Consider the following 23,146-nt stretch of genomic DNA (forward strand, 5'->3'; position numbering starts at 1 on the left):
AGACGGCGGCTCATCTTAATGATCGGCAAGGCGAAGCGCCCAAGCGGGCGAGGCAGTCGCTTTGATCAGCGACAATGCCGCCCATATGTTTGCCCTGTTCGATGACGCCGGAAAATTCCTCGCCGGCCGCGTGATGTCCGAAGCCGACAGTTCGATGCAAATCGAACTGGAGTCGGGTAAGCGCGTCAAAGTGAAGTCAGCCAATGTGCTGCTCAAGTTCGACAAGCCCGCCCCGGCGGAGTTGATCGCGGAAGGCCAGCGCCTGGCCCAGGAGATCGACCTGGACCTGGCCTGGGAGTTCGCACCCGACAGCGAGTTCGGCTTTGCCGATCTGGCGCGCGATTACTTCGACGCCAAAGCGGGCGTGACCCACCAGGCCGCCGCCCTGTTCCGCCTCTTCGAAGCGCCGCATTACTTCCGGCGCGCCGGCAAGGGCCAGTTCAAGAAGGCGGCCGAAGAGGTGGTCAAGGCCGCGCTGCTGGGCATCGAGCGCAAGCGCCAGCAGGCGCTGCAGATCGAAGCCTGGGCCGAGGAGCTGGCCGCCGGCCGCTGCCCGGACGCGATCCGCGATCAGATTTACAAGATCCTGTTCAAGCCCGACAAGAACGGCCCCGAGTACAAGGCCGTGGTCGAGGCCACGCGCCGCTCGCACAAGGCGCCGCTGGATCTGCTCAAGAGCGCCGGCGCCATCGCCAGCCCGTATCAGTTCCACTGGAAGCGTTTCCTGTTCGAAACCTTCCCCAAGGGCACAGGTTTCCCGACCCTGCAGGCGCCCGAGATCAAGGACGAGTTGCCGCTGTCGCCGGTGCAGGCCTTCTCGATCGACGACTCGGCCACCACCGAAATCGACGACGCGCTGTCGGTCCAGGGTCTGGGCACGGGCACCATCGTTTTTGGCGTGCACATTGCCGCGCCGGGCCTGGCCTTCCAGCCCGACTCGGCCGTGGACAAGGTGGCACGCGAGCGCCTGTCCACCGTCTACATGCCCGGCTGGAAGCTGACCATGCTGCCGGACGAGGTGGTGCAGGCCTACACCTTGATCGAAGGGCGCGACTGCCCGGCCGTTTCGCTCTACGTCACCATGGACGAGGCCACGCTGGCCGTGACCGGCAGCGAGACGAAGCTGGAGCGCGTGCCCATCAAAGCCAATCTGCGCCACGACAAGCTGGACGGCATCATCACCGCCGACACCTTGACCGGCGCCGCCCCGGCCGACTACGCCTTTGCGCCCGAGCTGGCTTTCACCTTCCGCCTGGCCAACCATCTGAAGGCACAGCGCGAGGTCGTGCGCGGCAAGCCTGAGAACTTCAACCGGCCGGACTACAACTTCCGCCTCGATTCGAACGGCGAGCGCGAGCCCAATGGCAGCGAGACCGTCAGCATCAGCACCCGCTTGCGCGGCTCGCCGCTGGACTTGATCGTGGCCGAGGCCATGATCCTGGCCAACTCGACCTGGGGCGGCTGGCTCAACGACATGGGCCTGCCCGGCATCTACCGCAGCCAAGCCAGCATGGCGCCCGGCGTCAAGGTGCGCATGGGCACGCGCGCCCTGCCCCACGCGGGCATGGGCGTGGCCCAGTACACCTGGGCGACCTCGCCGCTGCGCCGCTACGTCGACTTGGTCAACCAGTGGCAGATCATTGCCTGCGCCAAGAACGGCCGCACGGCCGCCCTGGTGGCACCGTTCAAGCCCAAGGACGCGCAGCTCTTCTCCATCATCTCGGGCTTCGACGCCGCCTACAGCGCCTACAACGGCTTCCAGAACGGCATCGAACGCTTCTGGACCTTGCGCTATCTGGTGCAGAACGAGATCACCGAGCTGACCGCCACCGTCATGAAGGACGGCCTGGTGCGCGCCGACGAGCTGCCTCTGGTCTTCAAGGCCCTGGGCTGCGAGCCGCTGCCGCGCGGCGCCCATGTTCGGGTGCGCATCACCGGCACCGATGAGATGACGCTGGATGTGCACGCCAGCTTGATCGAACGCCTGGAGGCCGAGGACGCTGGCGCCGCCGGCAGCGAGGACGCCGCCGAGAGCGAAGACGACGGCGAGGACGACGAGGTGCTGGAAGGCGGCGGGCCCCTGACCCTGGCGCTGGACATGAGCGCCGAAGGCGACGATGCCGCCGCCGCCGCGCCAACCGAGGCGGCTGCGAACTGACGATGCGGCGCGGCCCGTTCTCCACCCTGCAGATCGCGCTGCTCGTTTCGGCCGCTGTGCACGCCGGTCTGCTGGCTTTCCGCTGGGTGGACCCGGAGCGCTTCAATCGCCTGTTTGAGGAAACGCCGCTCGAGGTCGTGCTGGTCAACAGCCGCAGCACCGAGCCGCCGACCAAGGCGCAGGCCCTGGCCCAGGCGAATCTGGCCGGTGGCGGCCAGGCCGAGTCTGGCCGCGCCACCTCGCCCCTGCCTCCGTCCAAACTGCTGGAAGTGGGCGAGGCCAATGAGGTGCAGCATGCTCAGATCGCCGAGCTGCAGCAGCAGCAACAGCAACTGCTGAGCCGGGTGCGCCGCGAGCTGTCCATGCTGCCCCCGCCTGACCCAGAGCGCGACCGCGGCACGACCGAGGCGCGCGAGCAGGCCGAACGCCGCCGCCAACTGGTGCAGCTGCTGGCCGAGATCGAACGGCGGGTCAACGAAGAGAACGCCCGGCCGCGCAAACGCTATGTCAGCCCAGCCACGCGCGAAGTCGTCTACGCCCAGTATTACGACCTCTTGCGCCGCAAGGTCGAGGCCCGCGGCACGCGCGACTTCCCCACCTCCAAAGGCCGCAAGCTCTACGGCGAGCTGACCATGAACATCCATGTGGACCACCTCGGCCGCGTGATCGAGACCGACATCGTCGCCTCCTCGGGCAACAAGACACTGGACCGCCGCGCCGTGGCCATCGTGCGCGCGGCCAGCCCCTTCGGCAACTTCACCCAGGCCATGCGCAAGGGTGCGGAAGTGCTGGTGATCAGCTCGCGCTTCCGCTTCACCCGCGAAGACGGGCTGGAAACCACCTTGAGCCCGCAGCCATGAGCAGCCCTGAACCGGATCGTTATGCCGTCGCGGGCAACCCGGTCGCCCACAGCCGCTCGCCGGCCATCCACGCCCAGTTCGCCGCCCAAACCGGCGAAGCCCTGAGCTATGAGCGCCTGCTCTGCCCGCTGGACGACTTTGCCGCCACCGTTCAGGCCTTCGCCGCCAGCGGCGCCCGCGGTTGCAACATCACCGTGCCCTTCAAGTTCGAGGCTCACGCCCTGGCCGCGCGGCTCAGCGAACGCGCCCGTCTGGCCGGCGCGGTCAACACTTTGCGCTTCGACCGCGACGCGGACGGCCGGCCCGCCTGGTTGGGCGACAACACCGACGGCGCCGGTCTGGTGCGCGACATCGAGCACAACGCCGCGCGCAGCCTGGCCGGACAAACGGTCTTGCTGCTGGGCGCCGGCGGCGCCTCGGCCGGCGTGCTGGGCAGCCTGATCAGCGCCCGACCGGCCGCCATCACCGTGGCCAACCGCAGCGTGGACAAAGCCGCCGCCCTGGTCGCCCAGCATGCCGACTGGGCCGAACAGCATGGCGTGGCCCTGCAGGCCCGCAGCTTGCAAGACTGTGGCCAGGGCTTCCAGATCCTGATCAACGGCACCAGTGCCAGCCTGGCCGGCGCCGCCGTGCCGGTGGCGGACGGTGTGCTGGCACACGGCGCCTTGGCCCTGGACATGATGTACGGATCGGCGGCCGCGCCCTTTCTGGCCTGGGCGGCCGCCCAAGGCGCCGAGGGTCGCGACGGCCTGGGCATGCTGGTCGAGCAGGCGGCCGAAGCCTTTGCCCTGTGGCGCGGCAAGCGGCCGGACACCGGCCCGGTGCTGCAAGCGCTGCGCCAGGAACTGGCTTCAAAGCCATGAAGCCTTTGCGCTTCTTGACCCGGCTGGCCGCCCTGCTGCTGCTGGGCGCCCTGGCCTTGCAGCTTTACTTTGCCGGGCGCATCGCGCTGATGACTGTGCTGGCGCCGCAGTCCACCACATTCCAGCGCGCCGAGGCCTGGCGCATCCTCAGCGAGCAAGGCCGCCTGCCCTGGAGCCAGCAATGGGTGGATGGTGAGGCGCTCTCGCCTCAGCTGCGTCGCGCCGTAATCGCCAGCGAAGACGCCAGCTTTGCCGAGCACGGCGGCGTGGACTGGGACGCGCTTGAAAAAGCCTGGGAGCGTAACCAGCGTGCCCAGGCCAAGCTGGAAAAGAAGCTGGCCCAGGTCGGCCCGGCCGCCAAGACCGTGAAGCCGGCCAAGGTGGTCGGCGGCTCCACCATCACCCAGCAGCTGGCCAAAAACCTGTTTCTCAGCGGCGAGCGCAACTTCGTGCGCAAGGGCCAGGAGATCGTTATCACTTATATGTTGGAGGGGCTGTTGAGCAAGCAGCGCATCCTGGACATCTATCTGAACAATGTCGAATGGGGCGAAGGCCTGTTCGGCGCCCAAGCCGCTGCCCGCAACTATTTCCGGCTCGATGCCAGCCGGCTCAGTGCCAACCAGGCCGCCCGCTTGGCCGTGATGCTGCCGGCGCCCAAACGCTTCGAGAAGCGCCCGGCTTCACCTTATGTGCTGTCGCGCGCCGCGACCATCGAAGCACGCATGCCGGCGGTTGAGCTACCCTGAGCGGCGATGAACAGCGAATCCACCCTCAGCCAAGAAATCGCCGCCACGGCCGCCCGCCTGGTGGTGGAGGAAGGCATGGAATACGGCCCGGCCAAGCAGCGCGCGTTGAAGGTGCTGGGCCTGAGCCGCCATGGCCGTGCCGCCTTGCCCAGCAACGAAGAGTTGGAAGACGAGGTCCGCGAGTACCTGGCCATCTTCTGCGCCGACACCCAGCCAGCCGAGCTGCGCGCCTTGCGCGAGCTGGCCGCGCAGTGGATGGCGCGCCTGGCTGAGTTCCGCCCGCATCTCTGCGGCGCCGTCTGGCGCGGCACGGCCACGCGCCTGAACAACATCCACCTCCAGCTCTATTGCGACGACAGCAAGGCTGCCGAAATCGGCCTGATCAATCTGGGCGTGGACTACGAAGTCGGCGCCACCCACGATGCCCGCGGCCGCCAGATCGATGTGCTCTCGCTCGCCGCGCCCTGCCGGGCGCTGCAGGAGCAGGTCACGGTGCACCTGAGCATCCTGGACTTCGACGATTTGCGTGGCGCCCTCAAGCTGGACAGCCGGGGCCGCAGCGAGCGCGGCGACCTGGCAGCCCTGCAGCGCCTGCTGAACGAACCCACCGAACCTGAAAGCGACCGCCTCCCATGAGCAGCCAGACTCCTTCGCCCGAGCACGACACGCCGCCCGTCTCCAGCGGGCGCCGCTGGGCCTTGCGTGCTCTGGCCGGCGCCGCCGGTCTGGGCGGTCTCTACCTCGGCGTGCGCACAGCGCCTCAGGCGCCGGCCCCCGCTGCGGCCGTGCCAGCCGCTGCCCTGCCGCCGGCCGAGACCGAGCTCTGGGCCGCCAGTTTTGAGCGACCGGAGGGCGGTGATCTGCGCCTGGCCGACTACCGGGGCCAGCTTGTGCTCCTGAACTTCTGGGCCACCTGGTGCCCGCCCTGCGTCAAGGAACTGCCCGAGCTGGCCGAGTTCCAGCACGAGTTCAAGCCCAAGGGCTGGCAGGTGCTGGGCCTCGCCGTCGACGCACCCACGCCGGTGCGCGAGTTCCTCAAGAAGCTGCCCCTGGACTTCCCCCAGGGCATGGCCGGATTGACCGGCACCCAACTGGCCCGCACACTGGGCAACAACAACGGCGGCCTGCCCTTCAGCATCGCCTTGGGCCGCGACGGCCGCATCATCTGGCGCAAGACCGGCGCCACCAGCCTCAGCGAACTGCGCGAGCTGGCCGCAAAAACGGTCTGATTCGAAGTGCCGCCAAGGCTTCTCGCGGACGGCGGGCAGGACTCGGGCAAGCGTATTTGCGCAAAAGGGTCAAGCGATTTATTTCCGGCGAGCCGCCTTGATCGCCCCCTAAAACGCGTAAAGTCCGGCCTTCTTCGCTTCTAGTGTCCGGGCTCTAAATCTGAGTACGGTCCTCCAAGACCTTGCCGATGCAAATTCTCGTCATTCATGGCCCCAACCTCAACCTCCTCGGAACCCGGGAGCCAGGGGTGTATGGATCACAGACTTTGGCGCAAATTGACGCTGATTTGGCTGAGATGGCGACCAATGCCGGAGCTGAACTAAAATCCTTCCAGAGCAACCACGAAGGTGCACTGGTGGACCGGATTCAGGCCGCCGCGCAAGAAGGCTGCCGCTTCATCATCATCAACCCGGCTGCCTACACGCACACCAGCGTGGCCATCCGGGACGCTTTGGCCGCCGTGGCCCTGCCTTTCATCGAAGTCCATCTGTCCAACGTCCACAAGCGCGAAGCCTTCCGCCAGCACAGCTATTTTTCCGAGCTCGCGGTGGGCGTGATCTGCGGCCTGGGCGCCCAAGGTTACCGGCTGGCACTGAATTACGCACTGACGCAGTTGCAGACACAAGCGCAACAAAAGCAGTAGTCGAGGGTGGCGGCCCATCCGGCCGCCCTGTTTCACCAACAATAAATATCAATTCGCTGGAGAAATTCTATGGATCTGCGCAAGCTCAAGACCCTGATCGATTTGGTGTCCGAGTCGAACATCTCGGAACTCGAGATCACCGAAGCCGACGGCAAGGTCCGCATCGTCAAGTCGGATGGCTCGGTGGCCGTGCCCATGATGATGGCAGCACCCGCCGCCGCACCGGTCGCAGCCGCCGCACCCGTGGCTGCCGCAGCACCGGTGGTCGCAGCGCCTGTCGCAGCTCCGGCCGAAACCGGCCACATCGTCAAGTCGCCCATGGTCGGCACCTTCTACCGCGCCTCCGGCCCGAACGCCAAGCCCTTCGCTGAAGTCGGCCAGCAGATCAAGGAAGGCGAGGCGATCTGCATCATCGAAGCGATGAAGATCATGAACGAGATCGATGCGGACTTCAGCGGCACCATCACCAAGGTGCTGTGCGAAAACGGCCAGCCCGTCGAATTCGGTCAACCCTTGTTCGTCATCGAATAAGGACCTGCGATGTTCAAGAAGATTCTGATTGCCAACCGAGGCGAGATCGCCTTGCGGATTCAGCGCGCCTGCCGCGAGCTGGGCGTCAAGTCGGTGGTCGTCTACTCGGAAGCTGACCGCGACGCTAAATACGTGAAGCTGGCCGACGAGGCCGTCTGCATCGGCCCGGCCGCGTCCGCGCAAAGCTACCTCAGCATGCCGGCCATCATCGCCACGGCCGAGGTCACCGACGCCGAGGCCATCCACCCCGGCTACGGTTTCCTGAGTGAGAACGCCGACTTTGCCGAGCGTGTCGAGCGCAGCGGATTCACCTTCATCGGCCCGACGCCTGAATCCATCCGCATGATGGGCGACAAGGTCTCGGCCAAGCAGGCCATGATCCGCGCCGGCGTGCCCTGCGTGCCGGGCTCCGAAGGCGCCCTGCCCGAGGACCCGAAGGAGATCATCAAGATCGCCCGCTCGATCGGCTACCCGGTCATCATCAAGGCCGCTGGTGGCGGCGGTGGCCGCGGCATGCGTGTCGTGCACACCGAAGCTGCGCTGGTCAATGCCGTGCAGATGACGCGCACCGAAGCCGGTGCCGCCTTCGGCAACCCCCAGGTCTATATGGAGAAGTTCCTCGAGAACCCTCGCCATATCGAGATCCAGGTGCTGGCCGACGAGCACAAGAGCGCGGTCTGGCTGGGCGAGCGCGACTGTTCCATGCAGCGCCGCCATCAGAAGATCCTCGAAGAAGCACCGGCACCGGGCATCCCGCGCCGCATCATCGAAAAGATCGGTGACCGCTGCGCCGCCGCCTGCCGCAGGATGAACTACCGCGGTGCCGGTACCTTCGAGTTCCTGTACGAAAACGGCGAGTTCTATTTCATCGAAATGAACACCCGCGTGCAGGTGGAGCACCCGGTGACGGAACTGGTGACCGGCATCGACATCGTGCAGATGCAGATCAAGGTGGCGGCCGGCGAGAAGCTGCCCTTCACCCAGCGCAATATCACGATGCGCGGCCACGCCATCGAGTGCCGCATCAATGCCGAAGACCCGTTCAAGTTCACGCCCTCGCCGGGCCGCATCACCATGTGGCACGCACCGGGCGGCCCGGGTGTGCGCGTCGACTCGCATGTCTACACCAACTACGTCGTGCCGCCGCACTACGACTCGATGATCGGCAAGATCATCGTTCACGGCGACACCCGCGAGCAGGCCTTGGCCCGCATGCGCATCGCCCTGAGCGAGACCGTGGTCGAAGGCATCCTGACCAACATCCCGCTGCACCGCGAGCTGATGGTGGACGCCAAGTTCGTTGAAGGCGGCACCAACATCCATTACCTCGAAGGCTGGATGAGCCAACACAAGCGATGAGCGACACCACTGCACAAGACACGGCCGACGAGCCGAACCCGGCCACGCTGCACGAGCTGCTGCTGATCTGCGGCGAGGATGATGTCGAGACCGTCAGCGATGCGCTGATGGAGCTGGACGCGCTGGCGGTGTCGGTGGAAGACGCCGATGCCGACACCGACGCCGAGAAAGCACTGTTCGGCGAACCCGGCATGCCGGCGCCGCGCGGCGGCTGGCAGCGCTCGGTGGTCAAGGCCTTGTTCCCGGACGAGAACGAAGCCACCGAATGCGCCACCCTGATCCTGAGCCAGGATTGGGCGGCCGATGTCCATGTGCAGGCGATCCAGGCGGTGGCCGAGCAGGACTGGGTGCGCTTGACGCAGTCGCAATTCGCGCCGGTCGAGATCACGCCCGAGTTCTGGATCGTGCCGTCCTGGCATGAGGCTCCGGCCCAAGCCCAGCGCATCATGCGCCTGGATCCGGGCCTGGCCTTCGGCACCGGCACCCACCCGACCACGCGCATGTGCCTGCGCTGGATCGCCCGCCACGCCGAGCTCAGCCCGAGCTGGAGCCGCGTGCTCGACTACGGTTGCGGCTCCGGCATTCTGGCCATCGGCGCGGCTCTGCATGGCGCGCAGAACATCGACGCGGTCGACATCGACCCGGCGGCCATCACCGCCAGCCGGGACAATGCCAAGGCCAATCAGGTCACGCTGACCGCAGCTCTGCCAGACGCCGCGCAAGGCGAGTACCCGCTGGTCATGGCCAATATCCTGGCCACGCCGCTCAAGCTGCTGGCTCCGCTGCTGGCCGCCCATCTGGCCCCAGGTGCTCACCTGATTCTGGCCGGCATCCTGGCTCGCCAGGCCGAGGAACTGAAGGAAGCTTACGCCCCTTGGCTGAAGCTGGACGTCAGCGACGAGGAAGAGGGCTGGATCCTGATGACGGCACAGCGCCCTGCGGCTTGATTCGGGCATGGTGCGGAGCCCGAATTCGCGATCGAGTTCGGGCTTGCCTAGCCCTGAGCCTGGGCGGACTCATGGCATGATCACGCCATGAGTCTTGCCACCCGTTGCACCGCCTGCGGAACCATTTTCCGCGTCGTGGAAGACCAGCTCCGGGTCTCGGAAGGCTGGGTGCGTTGCGGCCGCTGCGCCGAAGTTTTCGACGCCCGCGAGCAGTTGTTCGACATCGACCTGGAAGCGCCGCCGCCCTGGCCACCCGTTCCCGCGCCGGCCGCCCTGGCCACCCCGGCCATGGACCTGGCCATGCGCGACGAGCGCCAGCTCGCGCCAGCGCCCGCCAAGGCCGTGGTCAAGGCCGCGCCCGAACCCGACTCGAACATCCGCCGGCCGCCGCCCGCTCCGAGCGAAGTCGACTTCGCCGCCGAACCCGAACACCCGCGCCATGAGCTGAGCGACCCAGGCAACCCGCGCATGGATTTCGGCGCGCACGACTCCATCGTCGCCGCCGCCATGGACTCGCGCCATGAGCCGCGCTGGATCGATGAGCCAGCGCCTGACGCCCCCCCGGCCGCCTCACCGCAGGATGCAGCACCGCCTTGGACCGAGCCTGAGATCGAACAGCAGATCGAGCAGGAAGTTCAGGAGGAGATGGCGCGTCTGCTCGCTGAGCAAGCGCAGGCCAAGCAGCGCGCCGAGATCGCGGCCGAGATCGAATCGGCGATGTTGGCGGAAAGCGAGCGCCAAGCCCAGCTGAACCGGGGCGCTGCAGCAGCCCATGAGCCGAAAGCATCGAATACCGTCGAGGAAGACGATCACGGCTTTCAGGCGACCACGTTGGGCGCCGGCGGCGAGTTGCTGGCCGAAGCCGAAGCAGCCGCGCAAGCGAATTCAGCGTCAGCTTCCGCAGCTGCAGTCGCCACTGGAACCCAAACGACCGGCTCAGCCGAGCTGCCCGAATTCCTCAGACCCACTCGCAGTCACGCGCTCTGGGGGCGACTCTGGGTGCGGCTGAGCCTGGGACTGCTCTGCGGCCTGGCCCTGGTGGCCCTGGGTGCGCAGGCGACTTGGCAGTTCCGTGATGCCTTGGTGGCCCGCTATCCGCAGCTGCGCCCCGACCTCCAAGCCTTCTGTGAGCTGGCTCGCTGCGAACTCAAGCCCTGGCAAAGACTGGAAAGTTTCAGCGTCGACAGCAGCGCGCTGAGCCAAGCCGGCTCAGGCCATCATTACAAGCTGGCCTTGAGCCTGCGCAACAAGAGCGAGTTCGAACTGGCCCTGCCCTGGGTCGAGCTGAGCCTGACCGACGCCAGCGGCCAATTGATCGCACGCCGGGCCCTGTCGCCCCAGGATTTCGGTCTGAGCAAGGACGCCTTGGCGGCCAGCAGTGAGCTGCCGGTGAACACCCTCCTGACCACCGGCGAGCGTGCCGTGAGCGGATACAGCGTGGAACTCTTCTACCCTTGAGCGGCCCGTTCGGCGCGGAACGGCCGCGGCCTGCAGCGCCACAACAAAAGCAAGAGGCGTAAAAAAACCCGGCCGAGGCCGGGTTCGAAGCGGGAAACCACAAGCCGGCGCAAGCCGACTGCGGTCACCCTGTTCCTCAGGGCTTGTTGCCTGTGGGGAAGGGCCATGCGGCTTGCGGGCTCAGCGCCGTCTTGGCTGCGGGAGCAGCAGCAGCGGGCTTGGCAGCAGCCTTCTTGGCAGCCGGCTTGGCGGCAGCGGCCTTCGGTGCAGCAGCCTTCGGAGCGGCGGCCTTGGGGGCAGCGGCAGCCTTCTTGACCGGCGGCTTGATCGGCGCAGCGGCCTTCTTCACCGGCGGCTTGATCGGCGCAGCAGCCTTCTTCACGGGCGGCTTGATCGGCGCAGCGGCCTTCTTGGCGGGTGCAGCGGCCTTCTTGGCAGGAGCTGCCGCCTTCTTGGCGGGTGCAGCGGCCTTCTTCGCCGGTGCAGCTGCCTTCTTGGCAGGAGCAGCAGCCTTCTTCGCCGGTGCAGCTGCCTTCTTGGCAGGAGCGGCAGCCTTCTTCGCCGGTGCAGCAGCCTTCTTGGCAGGAGCCGCGGCCTTCTTCGCCGGTGCAGCAGCCTTCTTGGCAGGAGCCGCGGCCTTCTTCGCCGGTGCAGCGGCCTTCTTGGCCGGAGCTGCAGCCTTCTTCGCCGGTGCGGCGGCCTTAGGCGCAGCAGCAGCCTTCTTTGCCGGTGCAGCAGCCTTCGGTGCAGCAGCAGCCTTCTTCGCCGGAGCGGCGGCCTTCTTGGCCGTAGCCTTCTTTGCAGTTGCCATTTCAGTTCTCCTTGATCAAGTGAAAAGAGCACTGCCTACAGTCAGCGAGGCCGCTGCAGCGCAGTTATTTACCGTCCAGATGTCACCCAGGAGGAGTGCTCCGGTACGGCAAATCGGGGTGCCGTTTGAGCGCACCGACCTCGGGCCGGTGACGCTGCAAATGGCGGTTACGAATGTCTCTGATCTCTCTCGATGAACTGCGATGGAGTGCGAAGGCCAGGGCCCGCGCGGCTTCAGTCCCAGCTCAGCGCACCACCGGTTTGATACTCGATGACACGAGTTTCGAAAAAGTTGCGTTCCTTCTTCAGGTCAATCATTTCGCTCATCCAGGGGAAGGGGTTCTCTTCATTCGGGAAGAGCTCCTCCAGACCGATCTGGGTGGCACGACGGTTGGCGATATAGCGCAGATAGCCCTTGAACATCGATGCGTTCAGGCCCAGCACGCCACGCGGCATGGTGTCTTCGGCGTAGGCGTACTCGAGCTCGACGGCCTTCATGAACAAGGCCTTGATCTCGGCCTTGAATTCGGCGGTCCAGAGCTGCGGGTTCTCAAGCTTGATCTGGTTGATCAGGTCGATGCCGAAGTTGCAGTGCATGGACTCGTCGCGCAGGATGTACTGGTACTGCTCGGCCGCACCGGTCATCTTGTTCTGCCGACCCATGGCCAAGATCTGGGTGAAGCCGACGTAGAAGAACAGACCTTCCATCAGGCAGGCGAACACGATCAGGCTCTTCAGCAGGGTCTGGTCGGTTTGCAGCGTGCCGGTGTGGAAGTTGGGGTCCATGATCGCGCCGATGAAGGGGATCAGGAACTCGTCCTTGTCGCGGATCGACTTGACTTCGTTGTAGGCGTTGAAGATCTCGGCCTCATCCAGACCCAGCGACTCGACGATGTACTGGTAGGCGTGGGTGTGGATGGCCTCTTCAAAGGCCTGGCGCAGCAGGAACTGGCGGCACTCAGGCGCCGTGATGTGGCGGTAGGTGCCCAGCACGATGTTGTTGGCGGCCAGCGAATCGGCGGTGACAAAGAAGCCGAGGTTGCGCTTGATGATGCGGCGCTCGTCTTCAGACAAGCCGTTCGGGCTCTTCCACAGCGCGATGTCGCGCGACATGTTCACTTCCTGCGGCATCCAGTGGTTGGCGCAGGTGGCCAGGTACTTCTCCCAGGCCCACTTGTACTTGAAGGGCACCAACTGGTTGACGTCGGTCTGGCCATTGATGATGCGTTTGTCGGCGGCCTTGACGCGGCGCTCGGCAGCCTGGGCCGGCGACGCAGCCAGCACGGCCGCGGCGGTGGCCGGTGAGGAGGGGGTTAGGCCAGTTGCCGGGGCGGCGCTGTTTGCAGCGCCGACGGAGGCATCAACACGCGCATTCGCAGCGGGGCTGGATGCGGCATTTGCAGTGGCTGAATCAGCAGGCTTCAGGTCTTCTTCCCAAACCAACATGGTGGACTTCCTATCGTGTCGAATTATCAGAGTGTTGTGTTCAAACACCAAGGACTTCTTGACATCAAGACGCCTTGCGCGTTGCTGGCCTGCATCGATTTCTGGAACAAATGCACACCGGGCGCTTCAACACATAACTTCAAATCTATGCATACAAATGGCCGGCGATATCGATGAACATTGACATCGCGGGCCACAGACAAAAAGAGGCGATTTGCGATCGCCTCTTTTTCATTCGCTTACTGGCAAGCTTCGCAATCGGGGTTGTCGATCGAGCAGAACTTCATGTCGGTGGCAGGAAGCTCGGGCTCGACGGCCACCGGAGCGGCAGCAACCGGTGCCGACACCATGCCGCCGGCGGCACCGGAGGACACCGCATTGAGCTGACCGGACTTGGTCACCGTGCTCTTCTCGGCGTGAGTCGCGCCCATGGTGCGGAGGTAGTAGGTGGTCTTCAAGCCGCGCAGCCAGGCCAGCTTGTAGGTCTCGTCGAGCTTCTTGCCCGAGGCGCCGGCCATATAGATGTTCAAGCTCTGCGCCTGGTCGATCCACTTCTGACGGCGCGCGGCGGCTTCCACCAACCACTGCGTTTCCACTTCGAAGGCGGTGGCGTAGAGGTTCTTCAGCTCTTCAGGCACGCGGTCGATGCGGCGCAGCGAACCGTCGAAGTGCTTCAGGTCCATGACCATCACGTCGTCCCACAGGCCCAGGGCCTTGAGGTCACGCACCAGTGCTTCGTTGATGACGGTGAACTCGCCCGACAGATTGGACTTGACCGAGAGGTTGCCGAAGCAAGGCTCGATCGACGCGTCCACGCCGATGATGTTGGAGATGGTCGCGGTCGGGGCGATGGCCACGCAGTTGCTGTTGCGCATGCCGTGGGTGGCGATGCGGGCACGCAGCGCGTCCCAGTCCATGCTGGTCGAGCGGTCGACTTCCACATAGCCGCCACGCGCTTCAGCCAGCAGCTCCAGCGAGTCGATCGGCAGGATGCCACGGTCCCACAGCGAGCCGCGGTAGGAGGAGTAGCGGCCGCGCTCTTCGGCCAGCTCGGTCGAAGCCTGGTAGGCGTAGTAGCAGATCGCTTCCATCGAACGGTCGGCGAACTCCACCGCTGCGTCGGAGGCGTACGGTGTGCGCAGCGCATAGAGCGCATCCTGGAAGCCCATCAGGCCCAGACCCACCGGACGGTGGCGCAGATTGGAGTCACGCGCCTTCTTGACCGCGTAGTAATTGATGTCGATGACGTTGTCGAGCATGCGCATGGCCGTCGAGATCGTCTTCTTCAGCTTGGCGTGATCCACGCCGCCGTCCTTCAAGTGCTGGACCAAGTTGACCGAACCCAAGTTGCAGACGGCGATTTCGCTGTCGTTGGTGTTCAGTGTGATCTCGGTGCAGAGGTTGCTCGAATGCACCACGCCGACATGCTGCTGGGGCGAGCGCACATTGCAGGCGTCCTTGAAGGTGATCCAGGGATGACCGGTCTCGAACAGCATGGACAACATGCGGCGCCACAGGTCCTTGGCCGGCAGACGCTTGAAGAGCTTGATCTCGCCACGGTCGGCCTTGGCCTCGTAGGCCACGTAGGCGGTCTCGAAGGCCTTGCCGAACAGATCGTGCAGGTCCGGGCAGGTCGAGGGGCTGAACAGGGTCCAGTCGCCACCATCCATGACACGGCGCATGAACAGATCGGGGATCCAGTTCGCGGTGTTCATGTCGTGGGTGCGGCGGCGGTCATCGCCGGTGTTCTTGCGCAGCTCCAGGAATTCTTCGATGTCCAGGTGCCAGCTTTCCAGGTAGGCGCAGACAGCGCCCTTGCGTTTGCCGCCTTGGTTCACGGCCACGGCCGTGTCATTGACCACCTTCAGGAAAGGCACAACGCCTTGCGACTTGCCGTTGGTGCCCTTGATGTGCGAGCCCAGGGCGCGCACCGGGGTCCAGTCATTGCCCAGGCCACCGGCGAACTTGGAGAGCAGCGCGTTCTCTTTCAGCGCCTCGTAGATGCCGTCCAGGTCGTCGGCCACCGTGGTCAGGTAGCAGCTCGACAGCTGCGAGCGGCGCGTGCCCGAGTTGAACAGGGTCGGGGTGCTGGACATGAAGTCGAAGCTCGACAGCACTTCGTAGAACTCGATGGCGCGGGCTTCGCGGTCGATCTCGTTCAGCGCCAGGCCCATGGCCACACGCATGAAGAAGGCCTGCGGCATTTCGATGCGCTTGTCTTCGATGTGCTGGAAATAGCGGTCATACAGGGTCTGCAGGCCCAGGTAGTCGAACTGCAGATCGCGCTCGGCCTTGAGCGCGGCGCCCAGGCGGGCCAGGTCGTACTGACCCAGGCGCTCGTCCAGCAACTCAGCGGCCACACCCTTCTTGATGTACTTGGGGAAGTACTCGGCGTAACGCTCTTGCATCTGTTCTTGGCTGATCTCGCCACCCACCACTTCGCGGCGGATCGTGTGCAGCAGCAGTCGTGCGGTGGCGCGGCTGTAGCCCGGGTCTTTTTCGATCAGGGTACGAGCAGCCAGGATGGAGGCCTTGTAGACCTCGTCGATCGGCACGCCGTCGTACAGATTGCGCTTGGTCTCGGCCAGGATGGGCTCGGGCTTCACGTCAGCGCCCAGATTGGCGCAGGCGGACACGATCAGGCTTTGCAGATGCGGCAGGTCCAGCGGCACGCGCTGGCCGTTGTCGATCACGGTCAAGGTGTTCTCGGCCGGCGGTGTGTCGACCACGCCCTGGCGCTGGCGCTCCTGGAAGCGGCGCTCGCGGTACAGCACATAGGCACGCGCCACTTCATGATGGCCGCCGCGCATCAGGCCCAGTTCCACCTGGTCCTGGATGTCTTCGATGTGGAAGGTGCCGCCGCTCGGACGCGAGCGCAACAGGGCACGCACCACCGCTTCGGTCAGGCCGTCCACCGTCTCACGCACGCTGGCCGAGGCCGCGCCGGTCGTGCCATGCACGGCCAGGAAGGCCTTCATCAGGGCCACGGCGATCTTGCTCGGCTCGAAGGCCACCACCGCGCCGTTGCGGCGCAGGATCTGGTAAGCCTGGAAGGCCGACTGGGCGGCCAGACTCAGTGTCGACGAGGCCAGGCGGCTGGCGCCTTCGGGGGCCGGGTTCACAGCGGGAGCGGCTTGTGTCTGCATGGATCTTCCTTGGGGTGTCACGTTTGATTCAAAAATACATGGCGATGCGGCGGCGTGCAGCGGGAGCCGTGAAGCTCCGTGCAGACACGCCGGACCGCATCGGGTCTGGCAATGGTTGTTGTTGGCTGAGGGCCGAGGCAGCTGCCCTGCAAAGCAAGGATGCCCGTCGGCCGAACGCTGCGAGGATGACGCCGAAGCCCGCGATCCATAGCGGGTGGCGCCTGCTCCTGCTTGGCTGCCGCAAGGCCTGAACCAGACCTTGAGCAGCCACCGAAGCCTCGACGGCGAACCGGGGTTTCTGCGCCCACCCGAGCTGCCCGAGGGCAACAAGCAGGCGATTCAGAGCACCGCAGCCAAGCGTGAAGGATACCATGACGGACACTATATCTGGGGGCGAGAAGCCCCTCAAGCACTACCAATAGCGTATCTATCCCGTTGACGGGCCGGTGCGAAGTGGCTATGCGATGGTGTCTTTGCCGACACGCAATCAAGGGCCGTACCCGCCCCCGCGAGGCCTCGTCGCGCGCCGACCCCGATGCCCAGGGGCCATGGGCGCGCAGACCCGCATGGCGCTTGGCTTGGCAGCCCGAATCGAGCGCCAAGCCGCGCCAATCCTGGCGGTGCCAGAGGCAGCATCAGCGATCAATTCGCGCGCAAAGGCGCTAGCTGGCGCTCAGCTCGGCGTAGCGCTTGGGTCCGCAGCCCTCAGCGCCACGCCAAGCAGGCTGCCACGCTTACGTTTTTTTACCTTGCCTGGCTGCGGCCGTCCGGCCTCAGACCCTGACTCTCCGAATCACTCGCCCGCCGTGATGCCCAGGCGCGCCATGCGATAGCGGATCTGGCGCAGGCTCAAGCCCAGGGAGGCGCCTGCCGCCGTGCGGTTGAAGCGGTGGCGGGCCAGCGCGCGCAAGAGGATGTCGCGCTCCACTTCGTCGAGGTAGAGGGCCAGGTCGGCGGGCAGTTCCGCAGTCGCCAAGTCTGAGGCGGACTCGGCCGCACCGAGTGCAGCCGGCGCAGCGCCCAAGGTCTCATCCAGAGCATCCAAGGCTGCCAGTTGGGAATCATCGAGCACCGCATCGGGCAAGCCCAGATCGCTGGCCGAGATCCACTCCCCACCCGACAGAGCCAGCGCCCGATGCAGGAGGTTCTCGAGTTCGCGCACATTGCCGGGAAAGGCATAGCGGGCGAGCAGGTCCAGTGCATCCGCAGTCAGGCGCGGCACCGGCGAGACACCGGCGTCGTGGGCAATGCGCGTCAACACCTGTTCGCCGATCTGCGCCACATCCTCGATGCGTTCGCGCAGCGGCGGCACGCGCAGCTGGATCACATTGAGGCGGTAGAACAAGTCCTGGCGGAAACGCCCGGCCGCCACCTCGGCACCCAAATCCTTGTGAGTGGCACTGAGGATGCGCACATTGACCGGCGCCTCCACCACGGCCCCCACAGGACGCACCGAGCGCTCCTGGATGGAGCGCAAAAGCTTGCTCTGCATGGCCAGGGGCAGATCACCGATTTCGTCAAGAAACAGGGTGCCGCCATCGGCCGCTTGGAAAAAGCCCTCGCGGTCTTCATGCGCGCCGGTAAAAGCGCCCTTGCGGTAACCGAAGAACTCGGCCTCCAGCAGCTGCTCGGGAATGGCGCCGCAGTTGACCGCCACAAAGCGCTGGCGCGCGCGTACGCCGCTGTCGTGGATGGCGCGGGCCACCAGCTCCTTGCCGGTGCCGGACTCGCCCTGCAAGAGCACCGGCGCCATGCTGCGGGAGACCTTGTCGATCAAGGCCCGCACCTCTTGCATGGCCGCTGACTGGCCGGCCAGTCGGTCCAGAGCCGAGCCGGCCGGGGCCGCGCGGCGCGGTGCGGCGGCAGCCTTGGTCGGCAACAGTGCGGGTGCAGCCGACGCGACGGCGGCCGGCGCCGATGGCAGCACGGGAGACGGCGCCGCTGCAGCTGGCGCAGCCTGGACCGCGCTCACCGCGGCCACACGCCCCAGAGCGGAAGCCACCACCAGGCGGAACTGGCGCAGGTCCACCGGCTTGGTCAGGTAGTCATAAGCCCCGGCCTTGAGCGCCTCGACGGCGTTCTCGGCCGAGCCATAGGCCGTGATCACCAGCGTCTTCTCGCCCCGCCCCTGCTGCTCCAACCAATGCAGCAGGTCCAGGCCGCTGCCATCGGGCAGGCGCATGTCGGTGATGACGGCGCTGTAGCTCTGGGCTTGCAGGCGCGCCAGTGCATCGGCCACGGTGCCGGCGGTCTCCAGCTCATAGCCTTCGCGCAAAAGCGTCAGCTCATAGAGCGTGCGCAAATCGGGTTCGTCATCGACCACCAGCAGCCGGTGCGTGGGGCCGATGGCGGCAGGTTGACTGCTGCTGCTCATGGGTGTCTCAGATCAGGTTGGCGGGGCTGCTGGCTGGCATCAAGCGCAGGCGCAGCACGAACTCGTTGCCGGGCAGCGCTTCGTCATGGCGGCGCTGGTAATCGATGCGGGCGCCGTAGCGCTCGCACAGCTCCCGGCAAATGTACAAGCCCAGGCCCGAACCCCGGCTGCGGGTCGAAAAGAAGGGTTCGAACAAGTGGCGCTCGACCTCGGGCGCGATCGGGCGACCGGCATTGAAGATGAGCAACCGTGCCCAGCCCGGGCCGGCCGCGGACGCTTCGCTGTCCAGATGCACCTGGACCGAGGCGGGCCCCGGGTCGGCATGGCGCAAGGCGTTGTCCAGCAGATTGACCAGCACGCGGCGCAGATGCTCGGGGTCGAAACTGACGATCAGCGGCTGCAAAGGCACGATGCAGCTGAGCGGATCCAGCGGCCCCGGTGCGAGCTGATTGGTCCGCGCCCAATCGAGACAGGTTTCGTTGACCAGGGTGCTGGCATCGACCGGCACCGGCGTGGGCACCGCGCCCGGCGCCACTTCGAGCACGTCCTCGACGATGCGCTTGAGGCGCTGCACATTGGACGCCACCATGCGCGTGAGCTGCTGGGCGCGCGGCTCGGCCAGGTCCTCGGCCAGCAAGGCATTGGCCTGGTCGATGGCGGCCAGCGGGTTGCGAATCTCATGCGCAATGCCGGCCGAGACCCGGCCCATGGCGGCCAGTTTTTCCTGCTGGCTGCGCGCCTGGACCTGGCGGTTGTCCTCGATCAGCAGCACGCACAAATCTTCCGTGGTGTTGGGCTCGCGGCGACGCGTGAAACGCATGCGCAGGCGCAGGCTGCGTTGCCAGCCACTGGCAAAGCTCAGGCTGATATCGCGCCCGAGCTCGGGCCAGTTGCCGGCCGTGAAGGCCTGCTCCACGGCGGCCTCGAGCGGCTGCCAGGCCGGCACGCCGCGCAGCTGGAACGGCGCCTTGCGCACCATGGCCGGCGCGCCTGGCACCCCCTGCGACGCCAGCGGCGCCGCATCGGCCAAGAGAATGCGGGCCGCCGGGTTGGCCGCCCGCACCCGGCCGCGCCGGTCCACCACCAGCACACCCTCTTGCATTTCGTCGATCACCAGGCGGTTCAGCTGCGCCTGCTGGCGCGCCAACTCCATGCTGCCGCGCGCTGCCCGTTCTTCGCGCGCCAAGCGGCTGGCCAACTCGCTGGCCAGCAGGCTGACGACAAAAAAGCCGCTGCCAACCAGGCCCGCCTGCGTCATGCGCAGGCCGACATCGGCGCCCTCCAGCACCGCCCAACCCGACACGGCCAGCATCAGCAAGGCCGCCACCGCGGCCGTGGCCAGAGCGAGCAGGCGCGGCGTCAAGACACCGGCCATCAGCACCGGCAGCACAAAGAGCGCCCCGTAATTGACGCCGGCCAAGCGATCGAAGGCATGCAGCAAGCCGAACAAGCCGAGGTCGAGGCCGATGCTGGCCCACCACTGCGGGCTGGACACGCGCGCGAGGCTGCGCGCCGTGGCCCCGCGCTGCAGGCGCGGCAAGAGCCAGAGCGCCAGCGCCTCGGCGGCATAGAGCAAGCACAGGCCCAAGGTCCAGCGCGGCGGCGGCGAGCCCAGGAAACCGGCGATCACCTGCGTGGCCACCAGGACCAGGCCCAGGGCCGCGCGAGCGGCGAGAAAGGCCCGGTACAGACGCCCGAAGGCATTGCCACCGGCCTGTGCCAGACGGCGCCCCTGCTGAAAAAAGAAATCCGGCGAATCACCGGCTGGCGCGCTCGCAGCCTCGGCCTGCAGTTCGTCGAAGCCTGACGCGCTGAAGCCGCTGGCGCTGCCCAGGCCACCGAAGCGCGACTCCGTGTCGGCATCGCCTTCGGCTGCAGCGGCCGTGGCCTCACTGCCCGGCCCGAACCAGGACTGGGCCGGCTCAGCCTTGTTCATCGCCCGCCGCCATGCTCCACCTCATAGCTGGCGCGATGCGCGGCGCTGCAGAACACCCCGCCCTGCCCCGGCAGCGCTTCATCACGCGGCAGATGCAGGCCGCAATGCGCACAGCTGAGCATGTCCTGGGGCGCTGAATCACGCGCTTTGCTGGCGGCAGGCGGCTGCGGCGGCCGCGCGCGCTTGAAACCCAGCACAAAGAACAACAAGGCCAGCAGGCCGATCAAGATCAGGTATTTCATGGCAGGCTCAGCAATCCATCACAGCGGCGGGCGCTGCAAAACAACTTCCAGCACAAAGCGCGAACCCGCATAGGACAGCAGCAAGAGCAGCGCGCCGAAGTAGAGCCAGCGGGTGGCGCGGCGGCCGCGCCAGCCAAAGATGCGGCGCCCAGTCAGCAAGCCGGTCAAAACCACCCAACCCAGCACGGCGAAAAGATTCTTGTGATCCCAGCGCCACTGCGGCGTGAACCACCAGCCCAGCAGCAAAGCGAGGGACAGCATGGTCACACCCGCGCCAACAAACTGAAAGGTGAGCCGCTCCAGGCGCAGCAGCGGCAGACCGGGGCTGGCTGACCGCGCACGGCCGACCGTGCCCGAACCGACCTGGCGCATCTGGCGCTCGGCCCGGTTCAAGAGGACCGCGTGCAGCACCGCCACACCGAATAAGCCATAAGAAGCCAGGCCCAGCACCCAATGCAAGGGCGCCCAAGGCGAGGCGGCTTGCGGCCGGCTCTCGCCCGGAAACACGAGTGCCAGCAGCACGGTCACCAGGGCCATCAGCGCCAGCACCCGGCGCGCACCCGGCAGCGGCAGCAGGCGGCTTTCCACCAAGTAGACCGCCAGCACCAGCCAGGCCGTCATCGACAGCGCCGGCGCAAAACCGAAGCGCGCGCCGGCCTGCGCCAGGCCCAGGCCCGAGATGTCCACCAACAAGGCCAAGAAATGGGCCGCGAAGGGCAACAAGAGGCCCAGATGCACGGGCCAGGCGGGCCGCTCTGCAGCCGGGCCACCTCCCTCAGCGGGGCGAGTTTCGCTGCGCCAGGCGGCCCAGGCATAGGCGGCCACGGCCAGTACGCTGAAGCCGGTCAGCAGGGCTTGGGCGGCCTCGGCAGAGACGAACGATAAAATCATCGCCACAGTGTACTTTTGCGCGCCGCCCCTCCGGTCCGGCGCCACCCCCGATGGCCTCCAATCTGACCGACCGCCTGAGCCAGCTCGTGAAAACGATGCGTGGCCAAGCCCGCATCACCGAAAGCAATGTTCAGGAGATGCTGCGCGAAGTGCGCATGGCCCTGCTGGAAGCCGACGTGGCCCTGCCCGTCGTGCGCGACTTCATTGCCCGGGTCAAGGAAAAAGCCCTGGGCGCCGAGGTGGTGGGCTCGCTCAACCCCGGCCAGGTGCTGGTGTCCATCGTCCACAAGGAACTCGCCGCCACCATGGGCGAGGGCATTTCCGACATCAATCTGGCCGCCCAGCCGCCCGCCGTCATCCTGATGGCCGGCCTGCAAGGCGCCGGCAAGACCACCACCACCGGCAAGCTGGCCAAGCACCTGATCGAGAAGCGCAAGAAGAAGGTGCTGACCGTCTCCGCCGACGTCTACCGCCCGGCCGCCATCGAGCAGCTCAAAACGGTCACCGGCCAGGCCGGCGCTGAATGGTTCGCCTCCAGCCCCGATCAAAAGCCGCACGACATCGCCCTGGCGGCTATTGACTACGCCAAGAAGCATTACTTCGATGTGCTGCTGGTCGACACCGCCGGCCGCCTGGCCATCGACGAAGCGCTGATGGCCGAGATCCGCGATCTGCACGCGGTGCTGAACCCGGTCGAAACCCTGTTCGTGGTCGATGCCATGCAGGGCCAGGACGCGATCAACACGGCCAAGGCCTTCAAGGAAGCCCTGCCCCTGACCGGCGTGATCTTGACCAAGCTGGACGGCGACTCGCGCGGCGGTGCCGCCCTGTCGGTGCGCCAGATCACCGGCGCACCGATCAAGTTCGCGGGTACGTCAGAGAAGCTCGACGGCCTGGAGGTCTTCGACGCCGAGCGTCATGCCGGCCGCGTGCTGGGCATGGGCGACATCGTCGCCCTGGTCGAGGAAGTGACCAAGGGCGTGGACGTGGCCGCCGCACAGAAGCTGGCCGACAAGCTCAAGACCGGCAGCGGCTTTGACCTCAACGACTTCCTGGCACAGATCTCGCAGATGAAGAAGATGGGCGGCCTCTCCGGCCTGATGGACAAGCTGCCCACCCAGATGACTGCCAAAGCCGGCCCGCAAGACATGGACCGCGCCGAGCGCGATATGAAGCGCATGGAAGGCATCCTCAACGCCATGACGGCCAAGGAACGCCGTCAGCCCAACTTGCTGATGGACGGCAAGAGCAAGGCCAGCCGCAAGCGCCGCATTGCCGCCGGCGCCGGCGTGCAGATCCAGGACGTCAACCGCCTGCTCAATCAGTTCGACCAGATGCAGGGCATGATGAAAAAGATGAGCGGCGGCGGCCTGATGAAGATGATGAAGAAGATGGGCGGCATGAAAGCCATGAAGGGCATGATGGGCGGCGGCGGCATGGGTGGCCTGGGCGGCTGAAGCCGCGCACTCGAGCGCTCCCCGCTCGCCCACAAAAAAGCCACCGCAA

At 66.2% G+C, this 23,146-nt stretch carries 19 protein-coding genes; 12 read left to right on the forward strand and 7 right to left on the reverse strand.

The features are described from left to right. Nucleotides 1-85 precede the first annotated feature (85 nt). The 11 genes from LNV28_RS00385 (at nucleotide 86) to LNV28_RS00435 (ending at nucleotide 10,795) form a co-directional block, all read left to right on the forward strand. Nucleotides 86-2,158, forward strand: coding sequence for a ribonuclease catalytic domain-containing protein (locus LNV28_RS00385; protein ID WP_263517170.1), 2,073 nt, complete (start codon nucleotides 86-88; stop codon nucleotides 2,156-2,158). A 2-nt stretch (nucleotides 2,159-2,160) separates the two neighbouring features. Then, nucleotides 2,161-3,018: a TonB family protein gene (locus tag LNV28_RS00390; protein WP_263517021.1), complete on the forward strand. Its 858-nt coding sequence runs from the start codon at nucleotides 2,161-2,163 to the stop codon at nucleotides 3,016-3,018. Beyond that, complete coding sequence (gene aroE, locus LNV28_RS00395; RefSeq protein ID WP_263517020.1) at nucleotides 3,015-3,881, forward strand: shikimate dehydrogenase; 867 nt, start codon at nucleotides 3,015-3,017, stop codon at nucleotides 3,879-3,881. Before LNV28_RS00390 ends, aroE begins: the two co-directional genes overlap by 4 nt. After that, the gene (gene mtgA / locus LNV28_RS00400) at nucleotides 3,878-4,627 is read left to right on the forward strand and encodes a monofunctional biosynthetic peptidoglycan transglycosylase (RefSeq protein ID WP_263517019.1); all 750 of its coding nucleotides are present in this window, start codon (nucleotides 3,878-3,880) and stop codon (nucleotides 4,625-4,627) included. The genes aroE and mtgA overlap by 4 nt, the downstream gene beginning before the upstream one ends. A gap of 6 nt (nucleotides 4,628-4,633) precedes the next feature. Next, a complete protein-coding gene (locus LNV28_RS00405; protein ID WP_263517018.1) occupies nucleotides 4,634-5,263 on the forward strand; it encodes a hypothetical protein in 630 nt (209 codons plus the stop codon). Then, nucleotides 5,260-5,856, forward strand: a complete 597-nt coding sequence (locus LNV28_RS00410; protein WP_263517017.1) for a TlpA disulfide reductase family protein — start codon at nucleotides 5,260-5,262, stop codon at nucleotides 5,854-5,856. The genes LNV28_RS00405 and LNV28_RS00410 overlap by 4 nt, the downstream gene beginning before the upstream one ends. A gap of 188 nt (nucleotides 5,857-6,044) precedes the next feature. Next, the gene (gene aroQ / locus LNV28_RS00415; protein WP_263517016.1) at nucleotides 6,045-6,500 is read left to right on the forward strand and encodes a type II 3-dehydroquinate dehydratase; all 456 of its coding nucleotides are present in this window, start codon (nucleotides 6,045-6,047) and stop codon (nucleotides 6,498-6,500) included. Between the two features lie 69 nt (nucleotides 6,501-6,569). Continuing rightward, nucleotides 6,570-7,031, forward strand: a complete 462-nt coding sequence (gene accB, locus LNV28_RS00420) for an acetyl-CoA carboxylase biotin carboxyl carrier protein (RefSeq protein ID WP_263517015.1) — start codon at nucleotides 6,570-6,572, stop codon at nucleotides 7,029-7,031. Between the two features lie 9 nt (nucleotides 7,032-7,040). After that, a complete protein-coding gene (accC, locus tag LNV28_RS00425) occupies nucleotides 7,041-8,390 on the forward strand; it encodes an acetyl-CoA carboxylase biotin carboxylase subunit (protein WP_263517014.1) in 1,350 nt (449 codons plus the stop codon). A 47-nt stretch (nucleotides 8,391-8,437) separates the two neighbouring features. Continuing rightward, on the forward strand, nucleotides 8,438-9,337 hold the full coding sequence (gene prmA / locus LNV28_RS00430) for a 50S ribosomal protein L11 methyltransferase (protein WP_263517169.1): 900 nt from the start codon (nucleotides 8,438-8,440) through the stop codon (nucleotides 9,335-9,337). A gap of 87 nt (nucleotides 9,338-9,424) precedes the next feature. After that, on the forward strand, nucleotides 9,425-10,795 hold the full coding sequence (locus LNV28_RS00435) for a zinc-ribbon and DUF3426 domain-containing protein (protein WP_263517013.1): 1,371 nt from the start codon (nucleotides 9,425-9,427) through the stop codon (nucleotides 10,793-10,795). 136 nt (nucleotides 10,796-10,931) lie between these two features. Here the strand turns inward: LNV28_RS00435 and LNV28_RS00440 are convergent, their stop codons facing one another. From LNV28_RS00440 to LNV28_RS00470, 7 genes are all read right to left on the reverse strand, one after another. Next, nucleotides 10,932-11,606: a histone H1 gene (locus tag LNV28_RS00440; RefSeq protein ID WP_263517012.1), complete on the reverse strand. Its 675-nt coding sequence runs from the start codon at nucleotides 11,604-11,606 to the stop codon at nucleotides 10,932-10,934. 233 nt (nucleotides 11,607-11,839) lie between these two features. Then, nucleotides 11,840-13,051 carry a ribonucleotide-diphosphate reductase subunit beta gene (locus LNV28_RS00445; protein WP_263517011.1) on the reverse strand — a complete coding sequence of 404 codons (1,212 nt, stop codon included), beginning with the start codon at nucleotides 13,049-13,051 and terminating at the stop codon, nucleotides 11,840-11,842. 239 nt (nucleotides 13,052-13,290) lie between these two features. Continuing rightward, a complete protein-coding gene (locus LNV28_RS00450; protein ID WP_263517010.1) occupies nucleotides 13,291-16,197 on the reverse strand; it encodes a ribonucleoside-diphosphate reductase subunit alpha in 2,907 nt (968 codons plus the stop codon). A gap of 793 nt (nucleotides 16,198-16,990) precedes the next feature. Continuing rightward, a complete protein-coding gene (locus LNV28_RS00455; RefSeq protein WP_263517009.1) occupies nucleotides 16,991-18,571 on the reverse strand; it encodes a sigma-54-dependent transcriptional regulator in 1,581 nt (526 codons plus the stop codon). Between the two features lie 7 nt (nucleotides 18,572-18,578). Beyond that, nucleotides 18,579-20,507 carry a sensor histidine kinase gene (locus LNV28_RS00460; RefSeq protein WP_263517008.1) on the reverse strand — a complete coding sequence of 643 codons (1,929 nt, stop codon included), beginning with the start codon at nucleotides 20,505-20,507 and terminating at the stop codon, nucleotides 18,579-18,581. Further along, nucleotides 20,504-20,749 carry a PP0621 family protein gene (locus tag LNV28_RS00465; protein WP_263517007.1) on the reverse strand — a complete coding sequence of 82 codons (246 nt, stop codon included), beginning with the start codon at nucleotides 20,747-20,749 and terminating at the stop codon, nucleotides 20,504-20,506. The genes LNV28_RS00460 and LNV28_RS00465 overlap by 4 nt, the downstream gene beginning before the upstream one ends. An 18-nt stretch (nucleotides 20,750-20,767) precedes the next feature. Then, nucleotides 20,768-21,640: a cytochrome C assembly family protein gene (locus tag LNV28_RS00470; protein ID WP_263517006.1), complete on the reverse strand. Its 873-nt coding sequence runs from the start codon at nucleotides 21,638-21,640 to the stop codon at nucleotides 20,768-20,770. Between the two features lie 50 nt (nucleotides 21,641-21,690). Between LNV28_RS00470 and ffh the strand changes: the two genes are divergently transcribed. Beyond that, complete coding sequence (gene ffh / locus LNV28_RS00475) at nucleotides 21,691-23,097, forward strand: signal recognition particle protein (protein WP_263517005.1); 1,407 nt, start codon at nucleotides 21,691-21,693, stop codon at nucleotides 23,095-23,097. Nucleotides 23,098-23,146: the final 49 nt, after the last annotated feature.

Origin of the sequence: Paucibacter sp. DJ2R-2, from assembly GCF_025717675.1 — a bacterium.
In the GTDB taxonomy this organism is placed as follows: domain Bacteria; phylum Pseudomonadota; class Gammaproteobacteria; order Burkholderiales; family Burkholderiaceae_C; genus Paucibacter_A.

Excerpts from the sequence above, each read along its gene's own strand:
- LNV28_RS00465 (WP_263517007.1), bottom strand. The coding sequence starts at position 20,749 with ATGAAATACCTGATCTTGATCGGCCTGCTGGCCTTGTTGTTCTTTGTG.
- LNV28_RS00440 (WP_263517012.1), bottom strand. The coding sequence starts at position 11,606 with ATGGCAACTGCAAAGAAGGCTACGGCCAAGAAGGCCGCCGCTCCGGCG.
- LNV28_RS00455 (WP_263517009.1), bottom strand. The coding sequence starts at position 18,571 with ATGAGCAGCAGCAGTCAACCTGCCGCCATCGGCCCCACGCACCGGCTG.
- accB (WP_263517015.1), top strand. The coding sequence starts at position 6,570 with ATGGATCTGCGCAAGCTCAAGACCCTGATCGATTTGGTGTCCGAGTCG.
- ffh (WP_263517005.1), top strand. The coding sequence starts at position 21,691 with ATGGCCTCCAATCTGACCGACCGCCTGAGCCAGCTCGTGAAAACGATG.
- LNV28_RS00445 (WP_263517011.1), bottom strand. The coding sequence starts at position 13,051 with ATGTTGGTTTGGGAAGAAGACCTGAAGCCTGCTGATTCAGCCACTGCA.
- LNV28_RS00435 (WP_263517013.1), top strand. The coding sequence starts at position 9,425 with ATGAGTCTTGCCACCCGTTGCACCGCCTGCGGAACCATTTTCCGCGTC.
- LNV28_RS00390 (WP_263517021.1), top strand. The coding sequence starts at position 2,161 with ATGCGGCGCGGCCCGTTCTCCACCCTGCAGATCGCGCTGCTCGTTTCG.
- LNV28_RS00405 (WP_263517018.1), top strand. The coding sequence starts at position 4,634 with ATGAACAGCGAATCCACCCTCAGCCAAGAAATCGCCGCCACGGCCGCC.
- LNV28_RS00450 (WP_263517010.1), bottom strand. The coding sequence starts at position 16,197 with ATGCAGACACAAGCCGCTCCCGCTGTGAACCCGGCCCCCGAAGGCGCC.
- LNV28_RS00385 (WP_263517170.1), top strand. The coding sequence starts at position 86 with ATGTTTGCCCTGTTCGATGACGCCGGAAAATTCCTCGCCGGCCGCGTG.
- aroE (WP_263517020.1), top strand. The coding sequence starts at position 3,015 with ATGAGCAGCCCTGAACCGGATCGTTATGCCGTCGCGGGCAACCCGGTC.
- LNV28_RS00460 (WP_263517008.1), bottom strand. The coding sequence starts at position 20,507 with ATGAACAAGGCTGAGCCGGCCCAGTCCTGGTTCGGGCCGGGCAGTGAG.
- aroQ (WP_263517016.1), top strand. The coding sequence starts at position 6,045 with ATGCAAATTCTCGTCATTCATGGCCCCAACCTCAACCTCCTCGGAACC.
- LNV28_RS00470 (WP_263517006.1), bottom strand. The coding sequence starts at position 21,640 with ATGATTTTATCGTTCGTCTCTGCCGAGGCCGCCCAAGCCCTGCTGACC.
- accC (WP_263517014.1), top strand. The coding sequence starts at position 7,041 with ATGTTCAAGAAGATTCTGATTGCCAACCGAGGCGAGATCGCCTTGCGG.
- LNV28_RS00410 (WP_263517017.1), top strand. The coding sequence starts at position 5,260 with ATGAGCAGCCAGACTCCTTCGCCCGAGCACGACACGCCGCCCGTCTCC.
- mtgA (WP_263517019.1), top strand. The coding sequence starts at position 3,878 with ATGAAGCCTTTGCGCTTCTTGACCCGGCTGGCCGCCCTGCTGCTGCTG.